Source organism: Nocardia sp. NPDC003693, assembly GCF_053981095.1.
This window is the reverse complement of the sequence record NZ_JBSFNO010000008.1, coordinates 138,522-157,842: the sequence shown is the minus strand read 5'-3', so window position 1 is coordinate 157,842 and position 19,321 is coordinate 138,522. Positions and strand designations below refer to the sequence as shown.

At 69.8% G+C, this 19,321-nt stretch carries 23 protein-coding genes; 14 read left to right on the top strand and 9 right to left on the bottom strand.

The features are described from left to right. Window positions 1–31 precede the first annotated feature (31 nt). The 9 genes from ACWDOP_RS12280 to ACWDOP_RS12240 all read left to right on the top strand — a co-directional run bounded on the left by ACWDOP_RS12280 (window position 32) and on the right by ACWDOP_RS12240 (window position 5,821). Window positions 32–433, top strand: coding sequence for a DUF742 domain-containing protein (locus tag ACWDOP_RS12280; protein WP_456345103.1), 402 nt, complete (start codon window positions 32–34; stop codon window positions 431–433). Window positions 434–461: 28 nt separating this feature from the next. After that, window positions 462–1,028: a GTP-binding protein gene (locus ACWDOP_RS12275; RefSeq protein WP_456345167.1), complete on the top strand. Its 567-nt coding sequence runs from the start codon at window positions 462–464 to the stop codon at window positions 1,026–1,028. Window positions 1,029–1,143: 115 nt separating this feature from the next. After that, a complete protein-coding gene (locus ACWDOP_RS12270; protein WP_456345102.1) occupies window positions 1,144–1,584 on the top strand; it encodes a PaaI family thioesterase in 441 nt (146 codons plus the stop codon). Between the two features lie 111 nt (window positions 1,585–1,695). Beyond that, the gene (locus ACWDOP_RS12265; RefSeq protein ID WP_454205515.1) at window positions 1,696–1,998 is read left to right on the top strand and encodes an urease subunit gamma; all 303 of its coding nucleotides are present in this window, start codon (window positions 1,696–1,698) and stop codon (window positions 1,996–1,998) included. Window positions 1,999–2,003: 5 nt separating this feature from the next. Next, window positions 2,004–2,315, top strand: coding sequence for an urease subunit beta (locus ACWDOP_RS12260; RefSeq protein ID WP_454205516.1), 312 nt, complete (start codon window positions 2,004–2,006; stop codon window positions 2,313–2,315). Further along, window positions 2,315–4,036, top strand: coding sequence for an urease subunit alpha (locus tag ACWDOP_RS12255; protein ID WP_456345101.1), 1,722 nt, complete (start codon window positions 2,315–2,317; stop codon window positions 4,034–4,036). Before ACWDOP_RS12260 ends, ACWDOP_RS12255 begins: the two co-directional genes overlap by 1 nt. A gap of 84 nt (window positions 4,037–4,120) precedes the next feature. Further along, the gene (locus ACWDOP_RS12250; RefSeq protein WP_456345100.1) at window positions 4,121–4,789 is read left to right on the top strand and encodes an O-methyltransferase; all 669 of its coding nucleotides are present in this window, start codon (window positions 4,121–4,123) and stop codon (window positions 4,787–4,789) included. A 112-nt stretch (window positions 4,790–4,901) separates the two neighbouring features. After that, window positions 4,902–5,162, top strand: coding sequence for a hypothetical protein (locus tag ACWDOP_RS12245; protein WP_456345099.1), 261 nt, complete (start codon window positions 4,902–4,904; stop codon window positions 5,160–5,162). A gap of 242 nt (window positions 5,163–5,404) precedes the next feature. Then, window positions 5,405–5,821 carry a YchJ family protein gene (locus ACWDOP_RS12240; RefSeq protein ID WP_456345098.1) on the top strand — a complete coding sequence of 139 codons (417 nt, stop codon included), beginning with the start codon at window positions 5,405–5,407 and terminating at the stop codon, window positions 5,819–5,821. On the opposite strand, the gene ACWDOP_RS12235 is transcribed toward ACWDOP_RS12240, so the two are convergent. Both ACWDOP_RS12235 and ACWDOP_RS12230 read right to left on the bottom strand, forming a co-directional pair. Then, a complete protein-coding gene (locus ACWDOP_RS12235; protein ID WP_456345097.1) occupies window positions 5,805–6,575 on the bottom strand; it encodes a VOC family protein in 771 nt (256 codons plus the stop codon). The two genes, ACWDOP_RS12240 and ACWDOP_RS12235, sit on opposite strands and share 17 nt — an antisense overlap. 121 nt (window positions 6,576–6,696) lie before the next feature. Continuing rightward, window positions 6,697–7,365 carry a TetR/AcrR family transcriptional regulator gene (locus tag ACWDOP_RS12230; RefSeq protein ID WP_454205522.1) on the bottom strand — a complete coding sequence of 223 codons (669 nt, stop codon included), beginning with the start codon at window positions 7,363–7,365 and terminating at the stop codon, window positions 6,697–6,699. Between the two features lie 133 nt (window positions 7,366–7,498). On the opposite strand from ACWDOP_RS12230, the gene ACWDOP_RS12225 reads away from it, so the two are divergent. Further along, window positions 7,499–8,965 (top strand): MFS transporter, encoded by a 1,467-nt coding sequence (locus tag ACWDOP_RS12225; protein WP_456345096.1) that lies wholly within the window; start codon window positions 7,499–7,501, stop codon window positions 8,963–8,965. Here ACWDOP_RS12225 and ACWDOP_RS12220 read toward each other — a convergent pair. Next, a complete protein-coding gene (locus ACWDOP_RS12220) occupies window positions 8,940–9,722 on the bottom strand; it encodes a hypothetical protein (protein ID WP_456345095.1) in 783 nt (260 codons plus the stop codon). The two genes, ACWDOP_RS12225 and ACWDOP_RS12220, sit on opposite strands and share 26 nt — an antisense overlap. Before the next feature lie 111 nt (window positions 9,723–9,833). Here ACWDOP_RS12220 and ACWDOP_RS12215 point away from each other — a divergent pair, with 111 nt between their 5' ends. Then, on the top strand, window positions 9,834–10,730 hold the full coding sequence (locus tag ACWDOP_RS12215; protein WP_456345094.1) for an SDR family NAD(P)-dependent oxidoreductase: 897 nt from the start codon (window positions 9,834–9,836) through the stop codon (window positions 10,728–10,730). Between the two features lie 99 nt (window positions 10,731–10,829). On the opposite strand, the gene ACWDOP_RS12210 is transcribed toward ACWDOP_RS12215, so the two are convergent. Then, window positions 10,830–11,807, bottom strand: a complete 978-nt coding sequence (locus ACWDOP_RS12210; protein ID WP_456345093.1) for a zinc-binding dehydrogenase — start codon at window positions 11,805–11,807, stop codon at window positions 10,830–10,832. Window positions 11,808–11,921: 114 nt separating this feature from the next. Here ACWDOP_RS12210 and ACWDOP_RS12205 point away from each other — a divergent pair, with 114 nt between their 5' ends. From ACWDOP_RS12205 to ACWDOP_RS12195, 3 genes are all read left to right on the top strand, one after another. Continuing rightward, window positions 11,922–12,554 carry an urease accessory protein UreF gene (locus ACWDOP_RS12205; RefSeq protein ID WP_456345092.1) on the top strand — a complete coding sequence of 211 codons (633 nt, stop codon included), beginning with the start codon at window positions 11,922–11,924 and terminating at the stop codon, window positions 12,552–12,554. Window positions 12,555–12,745: 191 nt separating this feature from the next. Next, window positions 12,746–13,492 carry an urease accessory protein UreG gene (gene ureG / locus ACWDOP_RS12200; RefSeq protein ID WP_454205529.1) on the top strand — a complete coding sequence of 249 codons (747 nt, stop codon included), beginning with the start codon at window positions 12,746–12,748 and terminating at the stop codon, window positions 13,490–13,492. Between the two features lie 32 nt (window positions 13,493–13,524). Then, on the top strand, window positions 13,525–14,175 hold the full coding sequence (locus ACWDOP_RS12195) for an urease accessory protein UreD (RefSeq protein WP_456345091.1): 651 nt from the start codon (window positions 13,525–13,527) through the stop codon (window positions 14,173–14,175). Between the two features lie 149 nt (window positions 14,176–14,324). On the opposite strand, the gene ACWDOP_RS12190 is transcribed toward ACWDOP_RS12195, so the two are convergent. The 5 genes from ACWDOP_RS12190 to ACWDOP_RS12170 all read right to left on the bottom strand — a co-directional run bounded on the left by ACWDOP_RS12190 (window position 14,325) and on the right by ACWDOP_RS12170 (window position 19,260). Beyond that, the gene (locus ACWDOP_RS12190) at window positions 14,325–15,017 is read right to left on the bottom strand and encodes a hypothetical protein (protein WP_454205531.1); all 693 of its coding nucleotides are present in this window, start codon (window positions 15,015–15,017) and stop codon (window positions 14,325–14,327) included. Window positions 15,018–15,365: 348 nt separating this feature from the next. Continuing rightward, entirely contained in the window at window positions 15,366–16,280 is a 915-nt protein-coding gene (locus ACWDOP_RS12185; protein WP_456345090.1) for a hypothetical protein, read from the bottom strand. A 98-nt stretch (window positions 16,281–16,378) separates the two neighbouring features. Beyond that, entirely contained in the window at window positions 16,379–17,821 is a 1,443-nt protein-coding gene (locus ACWDOP_RS12180) for an NAD(P)/FAD-dependent oxidoreductase (protein ID WP_454205533.1), read from the bottom strand. Between the two features lie 248 nt (window positions 17,822–18,069). Further along, window positions 18,070–18,972 (bottom strand): tat pathway signal sequence, encoded by a 903-nt coding sequence (locus ACWDOP_RS12175; RefSeq protein WP_454205534.1) that lies wholly within the window; start codon window positions 18,970–18,972, stop codon window positions 18,070–18,072. Between the two features lie 102 nt (window positions 18,973–19,074). Further along, window positions 19,075–19,260, bottom strand: a complete 186-nt coding sequence (locus ACWDOP_RS12170) for a hypothetical protein (protein WP_456345089.1) — start codon at window positions 19,258–19,260, stop codon at window positions 19,075–19,077. Window positions 19,261–19,321: the final 61 nt, after the last annotated feature.

Sequence of the window (19,321 nt, the reverse complement as noted above, 5' to 3'; positions counted from 1 at the left end):
GCCGCGGCTGCCCGACCCGCGGATGATCCCGGTGACAGCTTCCAGGACGTGGGTCAGCGACACCCGAGGGCGGGCAACTCGATTCGAGCCGAGTGCGGCGACGGTCGAGGGCGAAGACGCTTTCGTGCGACCGTTCATCGTCACCGCCGGTCGCACCACCCCGCTGGTGGACGGGCTGCGGATCGAAACCCTGGTGCAGGCCCCGCGCGCCGCGCTGTCCGCCCCGCTGCGGTTCGAGGAACGCGCGGTGGTGCGCCTGTGTCAGGCGCCGCATTCGATCGCCGAAATCGGCGCCGCTCTTCGGGTTCCGGTCGGCGTCGCGAAAGTTGTCGTCAGTGATCTGGCCGCCGCGGGCCATGTCACCGTGCGCGATGCGCAGGAACTGTCCACCGCGGCCATCGAGAGGATCAGGGATCTTGTCCGGGCACTCTGAAGTTCGCACCCCCGCCGCGGAACGCCCCCTGGCTTCCTCGGTGAAGATCGTCGTCAGCGGCGGATTCGGCGTCGGCAAAACAACGTTCATCGGCGCCATCTCCGAAATCGAGCCCCTGGTAACCGAGGCGGCCATGACCGAGGTCGCGATCGGCGTCGACGATCCCGGCCGCCGCGCCGAGAAAACCCAAACCACCGTGGCTCTCGACTTCGGCCGCATCACCCTGGACTCGTCGCTGATCCTCTACCTTTTCGGAACCCCCGGTCAGGACCGCTTCGTCTTTCTCTGGGACGACCTCGTCGACGGTGCCCTCGGCGCGGTCATCGTCATCGACACCAGCCGCGTCGAAGACTGCTACCCGGTCCTCGATTACTTCGAGGAACACGGCACCCCCTTCGTCGTCGCGGTCAACCGCTTCGACCAGGGCCCCGACTTCGCCCTCGACGAAGTCCGTGAAGCCCTGGGCCTGGACGAGTGGATCCCCCTCCTCGAATGTGATGCCCGCCGGCGTGATTCGGTTCGCGACATCCTCGTGGCCCTCCTCGAACAAGTCCTCCTCCATCGCCTCTCCCCGACCCACGCCCGGGTGAGCTGACCGAGATCACCGGGCTGTGGACGGCGGGCACGGGTTGGATCGCTGCCGCGGCGGGTTCCCCTTTCCAGGGGAGCCCGCCGCTTCGTATTTCGGGGACGCGTGCGAGTGTGACGGTATGACCGACGACTTCTCCCAGATCAAGTCCATGGCCGACGTGACGCCCGAGCTCATGACGAAATTCAGCGAGGGCACCTTCACCGACCTCATCGGGCTGAAGTTCACCGAACTCAGCGCGGACCGGGTCACCGCGGAATGGGTGGTGACGCCGCAGCAGTTCCAGCCCGCGGGCATCGTGAACGGCGGGGTGTACTGCACCGTCATCGAAACCCTGGCCAGCATCGCCGGCAGCGCGTGGCTGGGGGAGCGCGGGACCGTGGTCGGGGTCAACAACAACACCGACTTCCTGCGCGCGGTACGCGAGGGCACGCTCAAGGGCGAGGCCACCCCCGTGCACCGCGGCCGCTCGCAGCAGCTGTGGGTCGTCGTCATCACCGACGAACAGGACCGCACCGTGGCGCGCGGGCAGGTCCGGCTGCAGAACCTCACCCAGGGCTGAGCGGCCGGGCCGGACAGCGCCGAACTGCCCGGCCCGCGCCGAAACACGCGGTTAACGCGGACCGTGCCAGAATGGCCGACAACCCGCCCGCGACCTCGGTGAGGAGCCCGAATGCGACTGTCGCCGCACGAGCAGGAACGCCTGCTGCTGAGTTACGCGGCCGAGCTGGCCCGCAGGCGACAGGCGCGCGGGCTCAAGCTGAACCATCCGGAATCGGTGGCGCTCATCGTCGACCACGTGCTCGAGGGCGCGCGCGACGGGCGCACGGTCGCCGAGCTCATGTCCTCGGGCCGCACCGTGCTCACCCGTGCCGACGTCATGCCCGGCGTCCCGGAGATGATTCACGACGTGCAGGTCGAAGCCACCTTCCCGGACGGCACAAAACTCGTCACCGTCCATCACCCGATCGGCTGACGCGCATGATTCCCGGTGAATACCTCTGCGCCGACGGCACGATCGAGCTCAATCCCGGCGCGCGGCGGGTGGAACTCGACGTGGTGAACACCGGCGACCGACCGGTCCAGGTCGGCAGCCACGTGCACTTCCCGCAGGCCAATCCCGCCCTGGAGTTCGATCGCGACGCCGCGCACGGCCACCGCCTCGACATCCCCGCGGGCACCGCCGTCCGCTTCGAACCCGGTCTGGCCCAGCGGATCCGGCTGGTCCCGCTCGGCGGCGCCCGCGAAGTCCACGGCATCAGCCTCACCCCTCCCGGAAAGCTGGACGCCTGATGGCCGAACTCTCCCGCGCCCGCTACGCCGAACTCTTCGGCCCCACCACCGGCGACCGAATTCGCCTGGCGGACACCGACCTGCTCATCGAGATCACCGAGGACCGCAGCGGCGGACCGGGTCTCGCGGGCGACGAGGCGGTGTTCGGCGGCGGCAAGGTGCTGCGCGAATCCATGGGCCAGGCCCGGGCCACCCGCGCCGAGGGCGTCCCGGACACCGTCATCACCGGCGTGGTCATCATCGACCACTGGGGAATCATCAAGGCCGACATCGGCATTCGCGACGGCCGCATCAGCGCCATCGGCAAGGCGGGCAACCCCGACACGATGTCGGGCGTGCACCCGGACCTGGTCGTCGGCGCCTCCACCGAGATCATCGCCGGCAACGGCCGCATCGTCACCCCGGGCGCCATCGACACCCACGTGCACTTCATCTGCCCGCAGCTGCTCGAGGAGGCCATGGGCGGTGGCATCACCACGCTCATCGGCGGCGGCACCGGACCGGCCGAGGGCTCCAAGGCCACCACCGTCACCCCGGGCGCGTGGCACCTGGGCCGCATGCTCGAGGCCACCGACGGCTGGCCCATGAACATCGTGCTGCTCGGCAAGGGCAACACCGTGCGGCACGAGGCCATGTGGGAGCAATTGCGCGGTGGCGCGGCCGGTTTCAAGCTGCACGAGGACTGGGGTACCACCCCGGCGGCCATCGACGCCTGCCTCACCGTCGCCGATGCCTCGGGAGTGCAGGTGGCCCTGCACTCGGACACCCTGAACGAGGCCGGATTCGTCGAGGACACCCTCGCCGCCATTCGCGGTCGCGCGATCCACTCGTATCACACCGAGGGCGCGGGCGGCGGGCACGCGCCCGACATCATCACCGTCGCAGCGCATCTCAACGTGCTGCCCAGTTCCACCAACCCGACCCGCCCGCACACGGTCAACACCCTGGACGAGCACCTGGACATGCTCATGGTGTGCCATCACCTGAGCCCGTCCATCCCCGAGGATCTGGCCTTCGCCGAGAGTCGCATCCGGCCCTCCACCATTGCCGCCGAGGATCTGCTGCACGACATGGGCGCGATCTCCATGATCGGCAGCGATTCCCAGGCGATGGGCCGCATCGGCGAGGTGGTCATGCGCACCTGGCAGACCGCGCACGTGATGAAGAAGCGCCGTGGCCCACTCGCGGGAGACGGTGCGGCGGACAACAATCGGGTTCAGCGCTACATCGCGAAATACACGATCTGCCCGGCCGTCGCGCACGGGCTCGACCACGAGATCGGTTCCATCGAGGTCGGCAAACTCGCCGATCTGGTGCTGTGGGAACCGGCGTTCTTCGGGGTGCGCCCGCACGCGGTGCTCAAGGGCGGCATGATCGCCTGGGCCGCGATGGGCGACGCCAACGCCTCGATTCCCACCCCGCAGCCGGTGCTGCCGCGCCCCATGTTCGGGGCCGCGCCGGTGGTGGCGGCGGGCACCTCGCTCTCGTTCGTGTCCGAACAGGCCATCGAGGACGGGCTGCCGAACCGCCTGCGGGTGAATCGGCAACTGGTGCCGGTGGCCAACGTTCGCAAGCGCACCAAGGAACACATGCCGCGCAACGACGCGATGCCGCGCATCGAGGTCGATCCCGACACCTTCGCCGTCCGGATCGACGGCGAGGTGTGGGCGGAGGAGCCCGCGGTCGAGTTGCCGATGGCGCAGCGCTACTTCCTGTTCTGACGCGGGCGGGCGGGCGGCCCCGGATCCCGATCACGCTGAATCGAAGGGGACCGGCGTTCTCGCGCCGGTGGCAGACTTGCCGGTATGACTACTGCCGACTGGGCCGATGTTGATCGCTATCTGGTGGACACCCTGGTGGGAGACGGGGACGCCGCCACCCTGGACGCGAACGCCGCCGCCGGGCTGCCCGCCATCGACGTGTCGCCGCCGCAGGGCAAGTTCCTGTACCTGCTCGCCAAGTCCGCCCGCGCGCGCCGGGTCCTCGAGATCGGGACGCTCGGCGGCTACAGCACCACCTGGCTGGCCCGCGCGGCCGGCAAGGACGGCCGGGTCGTCACCCTCGAGTTCGAGCCCAAGCACGCCGAGGTCGCCCGCGCGAATCTGGACCGGGCCGGGGTGGGGGACCGGGTCGACATCCGCGTCGGCGCCGCGCTGGACACGCTGCCGGTACTCGCCGAGGAGGGCCCCGAGCCGTTCGATCTGGTCTTCATCGACGCGGACAAGGTCAACAACGCGAACTACGTCCGGTGGGCATTGCGGCTGACCCACCCGGGCTCGGTCATCATCGTCGACAACGTCGTGCGCCACGGCGGGATCGCGGACCCGGATTCGGCCGATGCCGCGGTGCGCGCCAGCCGCGAGGTCCTCGAGCTGCTCGCGGCCGAGCCGACCCTGGAGGCCACCGCCGTGCAGACCGTCGGCAGCAAGGGCTGGGACGGATTCGCCTACGCGGTGGTCAAAGACGCCGACTGACGGGTGTTATAGCTCACCCGACGCCCCTGAACTGGGGTGATGTCGGGGGTGTGGCGCAGTTCTCGCGTTTGCTGTTTGTATGCCGGGTGATCGGTCAATACCGTCGGTGGGTATGAGCGACCCGTACGGACCCACCTTCCCGCCGCCCGGGTTCATGGCGCCACGGGAGCCCGGTGACCCCGAATCCGAGACCCTGCGAGAACGCCTGCGCCACACCGTAGTTCTCGTCGCGCCGGTCGCCACCCTGGTGCTGATGGTCGGCCTGCTGGCCGCCATCATGTGGCAGGGCGACCACGGCGGTGCGGCGCACGTCAAGGACGGCCGGGCCACCACGGCCACGGTCGCGCCCACCGTCGCCCATCAGCCGTCGTAACCCTCGGCGCACGAGCCTCGGCCGCGCACCGGGACAGGGCCGCGTTTGTTTCGCGGCCGATGAATGTGCCCATATGTGTTCTGCGACAGTGCTTTCGATCGTCCGACCGGCTGCGCGAGCGTCGGCCGCCCCGTGAATCGGGCCGTGCGCGAACACGCCGGGCCGGCGTGCGGACGCGGGGCGGTAGGGGGTGCGGTATGCCGCTGTTCGGCGCCGGGTCTCGTCCCAGCACAATGGTGCGCATGTCGAAGCGTGGGAAGCCCCGTCCGGTCGCCGAGGACTGCCCGTGCGGTCTGCCCGCGCTCTATACCGAGTGCTGCGGCCGTCTGCACGCGGGAACCGTGCGGGCCGGTACCGCCGAACAACTGATGCGCTCGCGGTTCAGCGCGTTCGCGGTGCGTGACGAGGCGTATCTACTGCGCAGCTGGGATCCGAGCACGCGCCCGGCCGACGTCGACTTCGATCCCGGCACCCGCTGGGAACGGTTGGAGATACTCGGCTCGACCGGCGGCGGGCCCTTCCACACCGAGGGCACGGTCGAGTTCCGCGCGCACTACCGGGCCGGCGGCGCGGCGGGCGTGCTGCACGAGAACAGCCGCTTCCGCCGCGCCGACGGCGAGTGGGTCTACCTCGACGGCGACATCAGCCCACGGCCATGATTCCGAAGATAGCCCCGGCCTGATCGGCGAGCACGCCGACCCGCGACGGCCCGGGCAGGTCCTGCGGCTCCTGGATCACGCAGCCGCCCAGTTCGACCGCGCGCGCCGCGACCTTGTCGGCGTCGGAGACGCGAATCGTGGTGCCCCAGAACGGCGCCGGTTCACCCGGCGTCACCCGGTGCGCCCCGCCGAACTCGTGGCCCCCGGCCACCGTGATCGCCTGGTACGGATTCTCGGTCGCGGTCTCCCACGCGGCATTGCCGTAACTCCAGCCCAGCACTCGCCCGTAGTGGGCGAGCGCCTCGGCGGGCGCGCGCACCGCGCCGTACTCGATCCAGCACGGGTTGTCCGGCTGCCCCCAGCGTTCGGTGCCGGACGCGGTCCGCAGCCGGGTGATGCCGTAGGGCGCGCCGTCTGGATCGGTGAGAATGCCGAACTCCAACTCGCCGAACGCGTCTCGCGGTTCCAGGAAGACCGCGCCGCCGTCCGCGACGCTCGCGGCGGCCGTGGCCGCGACGTCCTCGACCGCGAAATACGGCAGCCAGATGGCGGGTTTGAGCGAACCGTCGTCGGCGCGCGCGGTCACGATGCCCCCGACCTGAGCATCCGCCAGTGACAACCGCGTGTAGTGCCCGGCCTCGGCTCCCATGTCCTGTGCGGTCCAGCCGAACAGTCCGCGATAGAACTCCGCGGTGGCGCCGATATCGGGTGCGGTGACCTCGAACCAGCAGGGTGTGCCCGGGGTGAATGGCATGTCATCTCCTCGTCGATCGAATCGTGACGCGCAGGCGGGTACGCCGGATGTGCGCCGCATGCATCAATGGGGACGATGCGCGGCGGCGGAATTCATCGCCGCCGGGGAAACCACGCCGGAATCACCTGCCCGCGCGGGCCTCGAAGCCGTCGCACAGCGCGGTCAGCCCGCTGTCGAGCAGGTAGCCGGGATCCAGGAGCCCGGCGTCGCCGATGCCGTGCAGGTCGGCCAGGGCGGGCGGGGTCGGCCAGCGCGGGGTGCCGTCCAGCAGCGCGGTGAGGCCCGAGCCGGGTTCGGCGTCGCTGTCGCGGACCGCGAGCAGGTCGGCGCTGACGTGCTGCAGGGCAACCCCGGCGATGTAGCTCCACACCGACAGTGACATGCGGGTCGCCTCGCGGGTGTCGACGCCGAGCTCGCGGAAGCCCTCGACCAGCCACGCCAGCACGACCAGGCTGTGCTCGCCGAAGTTGTAGCGCGGCACCGCGAAGGTGAACAGCACCCACGGATGTTGCCGGTACAGCCGCCAATCCACCTCGGCGGCGATGCGCACACGATCACGCCAGGTCCAGCCCTGGCCCGCGGCGGGCGGGTAGGGATTGCGCCGCGAGACCTCGTCGGTCATCTCGGCCAGCAGCGTGTCCTTGTTGGGGATGTGCCGGTACAGCGACATCGCCCCGGCACCCATCCGCTCGGCGATGCGGCGCATCGACAGCGCGTCCAGTCCGTCGACGTCGGCGAGGGTGATGGCGGTGTCGACAATGGCCGTCCGGGTGAGCTTGGCCTCGGTCATCGGATGATTCTTCCCTTTTCCACGACGGCGTGCGTACACTGTACCCCGGCCCACGCGTACGTCGTACGCACGGCCGCTCCGATCTCCCGGGCTGCCGCGTACAGCCCCGAAAATTCAGCCCGAAGGATAGGTGATGACCAGTACTCTCGCGCGCTCTGCCGAGCAGACGCCGCGCCGCGCCTGGGCCGGACTGGCGGTGCTACTGCTCCCGGTCCTGCTGGTGTCGATGGATATGTCCGTGTTGTACCTGGCCATGCCCACCCTGACCGCGGACCTGGATCCCTCGGCGACCCAGCAGCTGTGGATCCTGGACATCTACGGCTTCATGATCGCCGGCCTGCTCATCACGATGGGCAATCTGGGTGATCGCATCGGACGCCGCAACATCCTGCTCGCGGGCGCCACGGTCTTCGGGCTCGCCTCGGTGCTGGCGGCTTTCGCCCCGAGCGCGCCGGTGCTCATCGCCGCGCGCGCCCTCATGGGCCTCGGCGGTGCGACGCTGCTGCCCTCGAGCCTGGCGCTGATCTCCAATCTCTTCCCCGAGGCTCGCGCGCGCGCCACCGCCATCGGCATCTGGACGGCCTTCTTCGCGGGCGGTTCCGCCGTCGGTCCGATCATCGGCGGCGTACTGCTGCACCACTTCTCGTGGGGCTCGGTCTTCCTGATCAACACCCCGGTGCTGCTGGTCCTGCTGGTCTTCGGGCCGCTGCTGCTGCCCGAACACCGCGCCACCGCCCTGGGCCCGCTGGACCTGCGGAGCGTGGCCCTGTCCATCGGCGGCATCCTGCCCCTGGTCTACGCGATCAAGCACTGTGCCGCAGAGGGATTCGACGCGCCCGCGATCGGTATCGGCCTGGTCGGAGCGCTGCTGCTCGTGCTGTTCGTGCGCAGGCAGCGGAACCTGAGCGAGCCGCTGCTGGATCTGAGCCTGTTCCGCCGGGGCCTGTTCTCGGTCGCCATCGGCTCGAGCACGGTCGGCATGCTCGCGCTCGCGGGCATGAGCTTCCTGACCAGCACCTACCTGCAATCGGTGACCGGACGCGATCCACTGCAGGCCGCGCTGCTCGGAATCCCCATGGCCGTCACGGTTTTCGCGTGCTCGATGACCGGCGCCCGGGTCGGGCGGTTGCTGGGCAACCGGCGCAGTTTCGTGCTCGCGCTCGGTATGGCCTCGATCGGCAATCTGCTGCTGCTCGGCATGGGGGTGCACGACGGGATCGGCTACTACATCGCCGGAACCGTGATCGCCGGCGCCGGACTGGGTATCGCGTTCACCCTGGTGTCCGAGGTGGCGGTGTCCTCGGTGCCGCCCGAGCGGGCCGGTTCCGCGGTGGGCATCTCCGAGACCAGTTTCGAACTCGGCAACGGCCTGGGCCTGGCGCTGCTGGGTTCGCTCGCCGCGCTGGTGTTCCGCAACGGCGGTGATTTCGGTCAGACGCTGGGCGAGACGATCACGCACGCCGGGGACAACGCGGCGCTGATCGAAGCGGCGCGCACGTCCTTCGTGCAGGGCATGCACGTGGCCACCACCGCGGGCGCGATCCTGCTCGGGATCATGGCGATCATCGCCGGGGTCAGCGGCCGAACACCGCGCCCATGACCTCGCCGATCGCCCGGTTCGCCGGCCGCAGGACCCGGGCGTTGATCCAGCGCAGCGGGCGCACCACGGTCGCCCGCCACGCGCGGGCCAGCGCCGTGAACAGCGGTCGCAGGACGGTGCGGTAGAGGTAGCGGCAGGGGGCCACCACCAGGAATCCGACGATGGCGGTGGCCACCCGCCAGCCGAACGCCAGCGCGGCCCCGAAGGCGTGCGCGATCGGCAGGATGATCCACCGCACGAGGGCCAGAACCGGCACAACGATCAGCCACTTCACCAGGAACCAGGTGATCCGGACGACGGCCCGGGTCACCGGGCGCAGAATCCAGCGGTCGATCCACCGGGCGGTCGGCGCGATGACGCGGGTGCCGAGCCAGACCAGCGCCGGGCGCAGCGCGCGCCGCCAGATCCACTGCTCCACGGCGGTTTTCAGCGGCCGCAGCACGAAGTCCAGCAGGAGCGCGCCCAGCGGGGTGAGGATCGCGCCCCACAGCAGCTGCTGAATCACCAGGCCCCACAGGTAGTCCTTGACGAACACGATCGCCGGGCGCACGATCCAGCGCCGGATGAAGCGGCCGATCGGAGCGAGCAGATGATCGAGGATGAACTCGAGCGTCGCGACCACCACGCGGCCCAGGAGTTTGCAGCCCTCCCAGAGCACGCGTAACGGCAGGAAGATCACCACCGCGATGGCGCGGGCGATCCAGCCGCCGATGGTGGTGTTTTCCGAATCCCGCTGTGGCGGAGTCTGTACCGGCATGCGTCCCATCCTTTCCCGTGCGGGACGCGATCGATCCCGTAGCAAAACTCTTCGTGCCCCGGGTATTTCCACTCAGGCCCCCGGTCGCGCCAACGAGGTTACAGTCGAAGCGTGGGTGAGAATTCGACGCCGAACACCACCGAGAATCCCGGGTCGAACGGCCGTCCGTTCGCCGAGCGGGTCGCGACCAGGATTCTGTATCCGACCACCCGGCCGCGCGCGAAAGAGTTGCGCGAGGCCGTGTCCGGGCGGGTGCTGCTGGTCACGGGCGCCTCGCACGGGATAGGCAAGGCCGCGGCCAAGAAGCTCGCCGCCGCCGGTGGGATCGTGCTGCTGGTGGCGCGCACCCTCGACGATCTCGAAGTGGTGGCCGCGGAAATCCGCGCGGACGGCGGTGTCGCGCATATCTATCGCGCCGATCTCACCGATATGGCGGCCGTCGAGGAACTCGGGGCCGCGGTGCTCGCCGAGCACGGGCGGGTCGATGTGGTGATCAATAACGCGGGCAAGTCGATTCGCCGTTCGCTCGACGAATCCTATGATCGCTTCCACGATTTCACCCGCACCATGGATATCAATTACCTCGGCCCGGTGCGATTGCTGCTGACGCTGCTGCCGAGCATGCGCGAGCGCCGGACCGGGCATATCGTCAACATCTCGACCTGGGGCCTGCGCATGCCGCCCGCCCCGCGCTGGGCGGCCTACGGCGCCTCCAAGGGCGCGTTCGACATCTGGCTGCGCACGGTGGCGACCGAGATCGCCGTCGACAACGTCACGACGACCTCGGTCTACATGCCCCTGGTCCACACCCGCATGAGCGCGCCGAGCGATTTCAGCGGCGTACCCGGGCTCACCGCCGCCGAAGCCGCGGATCTGGTGTGCCACGCGGTGGTTTCGCGCCCGCACGAGATCACCCCGTGGTGGACGGGTCCCGTGCAGGCGTGGACGGACCTGCGCCGCAGCGCCACCCAGCGTTTCATGGAGCGCAGCTTCCGCGGCCGGGAGTGAAGCGGGCCCGCCGCGCATTTGTGGCGGGCGCGGTTCGGAGATGACGTCCGTGGTCGGTGTGCGGGCCGCCGCGCGTCTGCGGCGGGCCGTTCACCGGTGTCAGGGAATCAGCACGACTTTGCCCGTGGTGGCGCGGTTTTCGAGGGCCCGATGCGCGGTCGCGGCCTGGGCCAGTGGGAAGCGGTGCAGGTCGGGGCGGAGCCGACCGGCGGCGGCCTCGGCCAGCGAACGTTCCTCGAGGGCGCGCAGACCGCCCGCGCGCTCGAGCATGGGCGGGCCCAGCACCACGCGCGAGCTCACCCCGAGCGCGGCGAGTTCCGCGTCGGTGATCGGGGCGTCGCCGTCGGAGAACCCGTAGATCAGGCGGGTGCCGCCGGGTTCGAGTAAACCCAGTGCGGTGCGGATGATGTCGCCACCGACGCTGTCGAACAGCACCCGCGCGGGACGGTCGCCGTACTCGGCGCGAATACGGTCGGCCCAGTCGGGGCGCAGGTAGTCCACGGCCAGGTCCGCGCCGTTGCGCGCGACCAGGTCGACCTTCTCCGGCCCGCCCGCCGCGCCGATGACCGTGGCGCCGGCGTTCTTCAGGTATTGCACGAGCAGCGTGCCGATGCCGCCGGCGGCGGCGGTGACGATGGCCACCGTCCCCGGGGTGAGGTCGGCGAATTGCGCTATGCCCAGGGCGGTTCGACCGGTGCCGATCATGGCGACGGCGGTCGGCGCGTCCAGGCCGGCCGGAATCTCGTGCAGCCGTTCGGCATCGGTGACGGCGAGTTCGGCGTAGCCGCCGGGTACCGGCCCCAGGTGGGCGACGACGTCGCGGCCCAGCCACTGTTCCGCGACACCGGGCCCGATCAGATTCACGCGGCCGGCGACCTCGCGGCCGGGAATGGTCGGTAGCGCGGGCAGGGGCAGCGGTCCCGCCGCGATGCCTCGCCGGAGGGCGGTGTCGATGACGTGCACCCCGCTCGCGGCGACCGCTATACGCACCTGACCGGGTCCGGGGACCGGATCCTCGACGGTGTCGTAGCGCAGATTCTCGGCGGACCCGAAGGCTTCGAGACGTATGGCGTGCACGGTGACTCCTAGAACTCGACTGCCGCTAAGCCTGCAACCTCACCCCGGGTTCAGGTCAAGCGTCCGGTCCGCTTCGCTTTAAGATCGAGCGATGCGATCCCCGGAGCAGCGCCGATGAGCCTGGCCACCCTGCTCAACCTCGCCGACTCGCGCCTGCCCATCGGCGGGCACGTGCACTCCGGCGGCATCGAGGAGGCCATCGCCTCCGGGCTCGTGCGCGACGTACGGACGGTCGAGCTGTACCTGCGCCGCCGGGTGCGCACCTCGGGCGCGGTGGCGGCCGCGCTGGCCGCCGCAGTGTGCGCGGGCGAGCTCACCCCGGCCCGCGCCGAGCTCGAGGCCGATGCCCGCACCCCGTCCCCGGCGGCGCGCGCGGCCTCGCGCGCCCAGGGCCGCGGCCTGCTGCGCCTGGCCAAACAGGTCTGGCCGCAAGCGGATTGGACCCCGCTGCCCCCGCGCCCGCACCTGTCCACGGTCTTCGGCGTCGTCGGCACGGCCTGCGCCGCCACCCCCGAGGAGGTTGCCGCGGTCGTCGTCTACACCACGATGACCGGCGCCGCGACCGCCGCCCAGCGCCTGCTGGCCCTGGACCCCGCCGCCGTGGCCGCCTGCACCATCCGCCTGTCCGCCCTGTGCGACGACACCGCCCGCGCCGCCGCGAAGTCCCTGACCGCCCTCTCGGACCCCCTCCAGGACGTCCTGGCCGAACGCCACGTGACCAGGGACATGCCCCTGTTCGCCTCCTGACCCACACGAAAGTCCCAGTGCGCGAACGCGTCTCGCTCCGCTACAGACTCGGGTCGAACACGAGTCGCAGGTCTCGCAAACCGTCCCGGGTACCGGCGGCGGTGTAGTCACGACCGCACACCTCGTCGACCGGCAGATCGCAATCCCGGGCGGGTTACACGCGGTTCACGCGGGTGGGCGAGGATGGACCCATGCCACCTCATTTCATCGATGGAGAGCCGCACGATCATGGGCCGGACCGGCCGCGGCGCGAGCGGACGGCGGGGGAGCCGGTGCGAATCGGCATCGGGGGACCGGTCGGGTCGGGTAAGACCGCGCTGGTGGCGGCGTTGTGCAGGCAGTTGCGGGAGGAGCTGTCCCTCGCGGTGCTGACCAACGACATCTACACGACCGAGGACGCGGACTTCCTGCGGCGGCACGCGGTGCTGCCCGACGAGCGGATCACCGCGGTGCAGACCGGCGGCTGCCCGCACACCGCCATTCGCGACGACATCACCGCGAACCTGGACGCGATCGACGATCTGATCGAGGCGAATCCGCCGCTGGACCTGATTCTGGTGGAGTCGGGCGGGGACAACTTGACCGCCACGTTCTCCTCGGGGCTCATCGACGCGCAGATCTTCGTGGTCGACGTGGCCGGTGGCGACAAGGTGCCGCGCAAGGGCGGCCCGGGCGTGACCTTCTCCGATCTGCTGGTGATCAACAAGACCGATCTGGCGCCCATGGTCGGCGCGGATCTGGCCGTGATGGACCGGGATTCGACCAAGGTGCGCGAGGGCAGGCCGTTCGTGTTCACCTCGCTCACCGAGGATCCGGCCGCGACCCCGGTGCTGTCGTGGGTGCGTGATCAGCTGCGACTGGCCGCCGCCCAGGACGCGGCCGGAACGCACGCGCACACCGCGCAGGATGCGACAACCGGTGCGCCGCATACACACTGACGCACCCGCCGGCCGGCCCGCGGCGGTGGGCCGTGCGCACTGAACTGCGGATCGTGGCCGCGGCGGGCGAACTGCCGCGGCTGCACGCGGTCGGCGGACTCGCGGCGCGGCACACCGGCCCGGAGACCGTGCACCTGATCGGCACCGCCGCCACGCCCCTGGGCGGGGACGAACTGGATATCTCGATCGTGGTGGGCCCGGGCGCGCGGCTCGCCGTGCGGTCGGTGGCGGCCACGATCGCGCTGCCGGGTCTGCGAACCCTGACGTCGGTGGCGCACTGGCGCTTCGAGGTGGGCGCGGACGGGGAGCTCGACGTCGATCCCGAACCCACGGTGGTCGCCGGCGGCGCGCGGCACGATACGTTCACCACGGTGTTGCTGGGCGAGAACGCGCGCCTGCGGCTGCGCGAAAGAGTGCAGATCGGCCGGATCGGCGAGGACCACGGGTACTGGTCGGGGGAGCTGCGCGCCGATGTGGGCGATACGCCGCTGCTGCGACACCGGCTGGAGCTGGGCGCGGACGCCGTGACCGAGGACGCGCTGTCCGGTCCGCGCGCGCTGGAAAGTGTTCTCACCTATCCGGATTCCCGTGCGGCCGAGACCGCCGGACCGGAGTCGGCGTTGCTGCCGCTCGCCGCCGGGGGCACGCTGTTCACCCGGACCGCGCGGCTCCTGCGCGTGTGACCCGCGGCGTGCCGGTGGGCGCGCGAAGCGGCGCGTGCGGACCACCCGGAAACTTCACGTGCGACGGGAACCGGACCTCACCCCCGGTACCCGCCGCACGGTCCTGCTCACTATCGAATTACCGCGAAAAGAGTGTCGCCGAAACGAAATCAGTTGCCGACGACGCGCGGCGGAGCGTTGTACGCGTTCACCGCGCCGACGGCCGCACCCACCGCGGCGCCTGCCACGGCAGCGGGGATGGCGACGGCAGCGGCGCCGGCGGCCGCGCCGGCCAGCGGACCGGCCACGAGGCCGACCGGGAACAGCGGCAGGCCGACCACGAGGCCCAGGGCCGCGCCGACGGTCGCCGAGGTGAGCGCGACCGGCATCGAGGCACTCGCGCCCGCGACCGCACCCATGGCCGCGGTGCCGACGGTCTGTCCGGCGATCCGGTCGGAACGGCTGCGCTCCATCCCGATCGAGTCGAGGAAGGTGGCGATGTTGGCCTCGGTCTGCGCCGACTGGTCGTTGATCTGGATGGCCTGCTCTTTGTCCATCCAGGTCGGAGCGTCGACCACCACGTCGCCGAAGCGGAACTTACCGGCGGGCGGGGCGATCGGCGGCACCGCGGGGACCGGCGCCGGCGGGTGCAGTACTCCGACGGGAGCCAGGTAGCTCTTGTCCGGGGCCTGACGCGACCACTGGATCGAGCTGTAGGTCTGGTCGGGGATCTGCAGGCCCTCGTAGGGCATGACATTGGGCGCGTCGGCGGCGGGCCACTGAGCGGGCGCGTCGCCGGTGTGGGTCACCGCATTGGGTTCCACCGGTGAGGCGTTGGCGGCGCCGGTGCCAACGATCGCCAAGACTAGGGGAACCGCGCCTGCCGCCACCACATTTCCGACTTTGTTGCGGTGCGGGTTGAGCGCGCGGTGCTTACCTGCGGCCATTACGACCTTTCTTCCGGGGGGACATCGACGCCCGACATTCGGACCCGCCGGTCAACCGGATTGGTGGTCGAATCGGACTATCGGAATCGTCCGTATTGCCGAAAGTTAGCTAAATTCGGAACAATTCACGCAATAGGGCCGGAATCCCCGCTGAGGGATCCCGGCCCGGATGCGATTGCAATCACTCGGGCGTTGCTGCCGGTTCGATAGAACCGGTTATCGGCGCCCGAGCACACGTCTGCCGGCGAATTCGATCGATGGGAACTACCCCGCGGGCACGACCTCGGCCGGCGCCATGACGCCGTTGGCCGCACCGACCGCCGCGCCGATGCCCGCGCCGACGGCCGCTGCGGGCACCGCGACGAGCGCGACCGCCGCACTGGCCCCGATGGTCGGGCCGAAGAACCAGCCGAAGGGCGCGAACGGCGTACCGGCCAGCGCGCCGACCAGTCCGCCCATGGCCGCCGCGGCGATCTCCACGGGCGCGGCCACACCGACGCCCACCACCGCGCCGACGGCGGCGTTGCCGATGGTCTGGGCCGCGATGCGATCCGACCGGCTGGCCTCGAAGCCCGCCGAATCCAGGCTCGCGGCCAGATCGGCCTCGGCGCGCGCGGACACGCCGTTGATCTGCGCGGCCTGCTCCGGGGTGAGCCACGCCGGGATATCGACCTGGGTGTCACCGAAGCGCAGTTTGCCCTCGGGCGCGGCGATGGGGGCCACGGCCCGGGCCGCCGCCGGATCGGGCATGCGCAGCGCGTCGAAGTCCACCGCCGCGAGCGGGGCGTTCGGGATCTGGCGTACCCCGGTGGCGGAATCGCGCCCGACGTAGACCACCGGCGCGACCTCGGCGACGGCGGGCTCGGCCGCCACCGCCTGCTCGGTCTCGGCCGCCGGTTCGACGTCGAGCGCGACCGGCGCGGTCTCGACGGCGGGCGGTGCGGCCGGGATCAGGCCGCGCAGTTCTGCCGGAACCGCGAACTGCCCGAACGGGGTGTCGAGCAGTCCGGTCTGCGGCTCGGTGGCGGCGGGCTGGGTTTCTTCTGTCGGAACCGGTTCTGCCGCCGCGGTTCCGGCGGAACCGAGTGCGGCGACCAGCGGGAGCGCGCCCGCGATGGCGAGGGAACCGATACGCCGCCGACGCGACGAACTCCGATCAACCGGTTGGCGTTTGCCCATGGATGACCTCTCTAACCGAATGTCCACTGATGTCGGGCATTCGGATCAGTCATACGGGCCGGATTGGTTAGGGGATCCCCCCGGTCGAGGTTAGGGGATTACCCTGCGCGCTGTTCCCCGGACGGACCGGTCTTGGTGTTCGCTGTGGATTTGCCATTCTCCGAAGGGGATTCGCCGCCGATCTGCTTGTGCAGTTCGAGCGCCTCCTCCGGGTCGTCCAGCGCCTCGAGTGCGAGCCGGGCGAACACCCACTGCTCGGTCGCGGCCATCTGCCCGCGGTGCCGGCCCAGGAACGAGACGAACCACTCGAAGACGGTGACGAAGCGGCTGCGGAACCCGACCAGGTACCACAGGTGCAGCGCGAGCCACGCCAGCCAGGCGAAGAACCCGCTGAACTCGAGCTTGCCGACCTGGCACACGGCGTAGAACCGCGACACCGTGGCCATCGAGCCCTTGTCGAAGTACTTGAAGGGCTTGCGCGCGTCGGGCTGCTCCCCGGAGAGCCCGGCCTTGATGGCCTTGGCCGCGTAGGTGCCGCCCTGGATCGCGCCCTGCGCCTGGCCCGGTACGTTCGGCACCGACATGAGGTCGCCGATGACGAAGACGTTCGGGTAGCCCTTGATGGTCAGGTCCTGCTCGACGATCACGCGCCCGGCCCGGTCGGTCTCGGTGCCCTTGGAGCGCTCGGCGAGCATCTTGCCCAGTTCGCTGGCCTGCACGCCGGCCGACCACACCTTGCACGCGGACTCGATGCGGCGGGTGCCGTCCTTGTCCTTCACGGTCACACCGCGCGCGTCGACGTTGGTGACCATGGCGTTGAGCTGGATCTCCACGCCCATCTTCTCGAGCCGCTGGTGCGCCTTGCCGCCGAGCTTGGGGCCCATGGGCTTGAGCACGGCGTCCGCGCCCTCGACCAAGATGACGCGTGCGTCGCGGGTGTCGATGTTGCGGAAGGTGCCGTCCAGGGTGCGATCGGCGAGTTCGGCGATCTGCCCGGCCAATTCGACGCCGGTGGGGCCGCCGCCGACGACCACGAAGTTCATGAAGCGCTCGCGGGTCTCCTCGTCCTTGGCCAGTTCGGCCTCTTCGAAGGAGCCGAGAATGCGCGCGCGCAATTCGAGGGCGTCGTCGATGGTCTTCATGCCCGGGGCGTAGGTGGCGAAGTGGTCGTTGCCGAAGTAGGACTGCTGCGCGCCCGTGGCGACGATCAGGCTGTCGAACGGGGTGACGGTGTCCTGGTTGAGCAGGCGGGAGGTGACGGTGCCGCCGTCGAGGTCGATGTCGTTGACCTCGCCCATGATGACCCGCACGTTGCGCTGTTTGCGCAGCACGATGCGGGTGGCGGGGGCGATCTCACCGACGGACAGGATGCCGGTTGCGACCTGGTAGAGCAGCGGCTGGAACAGGTGCGTGGAAGTCTTGGAGATCAACGTGACGTCCACGTCGGCCTTGCGCAGGTGCTGGCAGGCGAACAGTCCACCGAACCCGGACCCGATCACCACCACGCGATGGCGCTGTTCGACGGAATTATCGGTGCTCATCTAGTCCCTGCTCCTCGCCAGACGGTGAAAGTACGACACTTCACGCCCAACGGTAGTACGGCGTGAGGTGCGACGACCAATCAGGACCAATCGGAAACCGCGTCGCAACAGCTCTATCGAAAATACAATATGGGCGGTCGCTCAGGGGCAATCTCGTGGTCATCTTGGCCGGTCGGTTCTCACCCCGGGTGCCCGGCGGGGGCCGCGACCCCGGCCGGAGCCGGGATCGCGACCTCGTCCGGAGCCGGTCAGCGTCCGGCGAAGAGCATTTTCGCGACGCGCGTCGTGGTTTCCGAGCCGTCGGTGTAGCTGCCGTCCAGGCCCTGCTCGCTCATGATGGCCAGGGTGTAGCGCTCACCGGGGCCGGCGAACCCGACCGAGTTCACGACCCAGCCGCCGTTCTCCTGCGACCAGCCGTTCTTCAGGCCGGGCTGCATGGCCGCGCCCGCGCCCCACACACCCCAGTGCTGGTTGGTGTCGACCCGGCGCATGCGATCGACCAGGTAGGCGCGATCGTCCGGGTGCATGTGGGTCAGCACGTTGTCCATGAGCGCGTCCAGGTCGGACGGGCTGCACTGCTGGAATCCCCAGTCCGGGAACAGCTTCGTCTGCTCCACGGTGGTGACCGGGGGCAGCGGCACGATATTGCGCATTCCGTTGGCGCGGAAGGCATTCTGGAAGGCCATGCGGTCCATGCCCGCGTACTTGTTCCAGAGAATGTCCGCCGCGTTGTCGTTGGAGGTGGCGAGCATGGATTCGAGCAGGGCGCGATCACCGGGATCGAGGTTGATGGCCCCGACCCGGGCGCGATTGATCAAATCCTCCGCGATGGCCAGTTTGATGGTGGACGCGGTCCAGAACATCCTCTCCGCGTGGTCATTTCGATAGATGCCGCCGGTGACTCTGTCCCGCACCACGTATCCGGTGGTGCCGGGCCTGGTTCGCAGGTAGTTGTCGACAGCGGTGATCCGGGTACTCAGATCGCAGTCGAAACCGGGCAGGCAACCCTGCGCGAGTACCGGCAGCGCACCGGCCGAGGGGACGAATACCGGTGCGGCTGGAATGAAGGCGGCAGCGGCGAGGACGCAAGCGGAGGCGGCCACGCGGGAGCGCCGGGCCATGGGGGAACGCACGCAGGGAACAATAGACATCACAATGCGGTTGGCGCACGTCTTGAGCGAAAGCAATGGATGTGATAGCGAAATTCCACTGTCACACCGGGATTCGCGAACCCCTCCGGCGCGTCGATGCGATCAACGGAAGGCGGCTGTCAGTTCCTCGATGCTGCGTCCGTTGAGCCGGTAGCAGTGTTCGAAGGCTTCGGTGTGCCGATCGCGCGGCCACGCCGCCAGTACCACTCCGCGGCCGTAATACCGCGAATGCACGAGTTCCCAGCGGTCTCCGACCCGGCGGACCGTGAACCCGCGTCTGGGGACCATGGGAATCACCGACGCTGACATGCCTCGAACCAGCCTTTCCTTCACCGATTTTCCTGCCTCC

Coding starts and splice junctions, on each gene's coding strand:
- ACWDOP_RS12175 (WP_454205534.1), bottom strand. CDS start 18,972: ATGTCTATTGTTCCCTGCGTGCGTTCCCCCATGGCCCGGCGCTCCCGC.
- ureG (WP_454205529.1), top strand. CDS start 12,746: ATGCCACCTCATTTCATCGATGGAGAGCCGCACGATCATGGGCCGGAC.
- ACWDOP_RS12245 (WP_456345099.1), top strand. CDS start 4,902: ATGAGCGACCCGTACGGACCCACCTTCCCGCCGCCCGGGTTCATGGCG.
- ACWDOP_RS12185 (WP_456345090.1), bottom strand. CDS start 16,280: ATGGGCAAACGCCAACCGGTTGATCGGAGTTCGTCGCGTCGGCGGCGT.
- ACWDOP_RS12220 (WP_456345095.1), bottom strand. CDS start 9,722: ATGCCGGTACAGACTCCGCCACAGCGGGATTCGGAAAACACCACCATC.
- ACWDOP_RS12170 (WP_456345089.1), bottom strand. CDS start 19,260: ATGGTCCCCAGACGCGGGTTCACGGTCCGCCGGGTCGGAGACCGCTGG.
- ACWDOP_RS12225 (WP_456345096.1), top strand. CDS start 7,499: ATGACCAGTACTCTCGCGCGCTCTGCCGAGCAGACGCCGCGCCGCGCC.
- ACWDOP_RS12180 (WP_454205533.1), bottom strand. CDS start 17,821: ATGAGCACCGATAATTCCGTCGAACAGCGCCATCGCGTGGTGGTGATC.
- ACWDOP_RS12270 (WP_456345102.1), top strand. CDS start 1,144: ATGACCGACGACTTCTCCCAGATCAAGTCCATGGCCGACGTGACGCCC.
- ACWDOP_RS12205 (WP_456345092.1), top strand. CDS start 11,922: ATGAGCCTGGCCACCCTGCTCAACCTCGCCGACTCGCGCCTGCCCATC.
- ACWDOP_RS12260 (WP_454205516.1), top strand. CDS start 2,004: ATGATTCCCGGTGAATACCTCTGCGCCGACGGCACGATCGAGCTCAAT.
- ACWDOP_RS12240 (WP_456345098.1), top strand. CDS start 5,405: ATGTCGAAGCGTGGGAAGCCCCGTCCGGTCGCCGAGGACTGCCCGTGC.
- ACWDOP_RS12265 (WP_454205515.1), top strand. CDS start 1,696: ATGCGACTGTCGCCGCACGAGCAGGAACGCCTGCTGCTGAGTTACGCG.
- ACWDOP_RS12250 (WP_456345100.1), top strand. CDS start 4,121: ATGACTACTGCCGACTGGGCCGATGTTGATCGCTATCTGGTGGACACC.
- ACWDOP_RS12230 (WP_454205522.1), bottom strand. CDS start 7,365: ATGACCGAGGCCAAGCTCACCCGGACGGCCATTGTCGACACCGCCATC.
- ACWDOP_RS12255 (WP_456345101.1), top strand. CDS start 2,315: ATGGCCGAACTCTCCCGCGCCCGCTACGCCGAACTCTTCGGCCCCACC.
- ACWDOP_RS12235 (WP_456345097.1), bottom strand. CDS start 6,575: ATGCCATTCACCCCGGGCACACCCTGCTGGTTCGAGGTCACCGCACCC.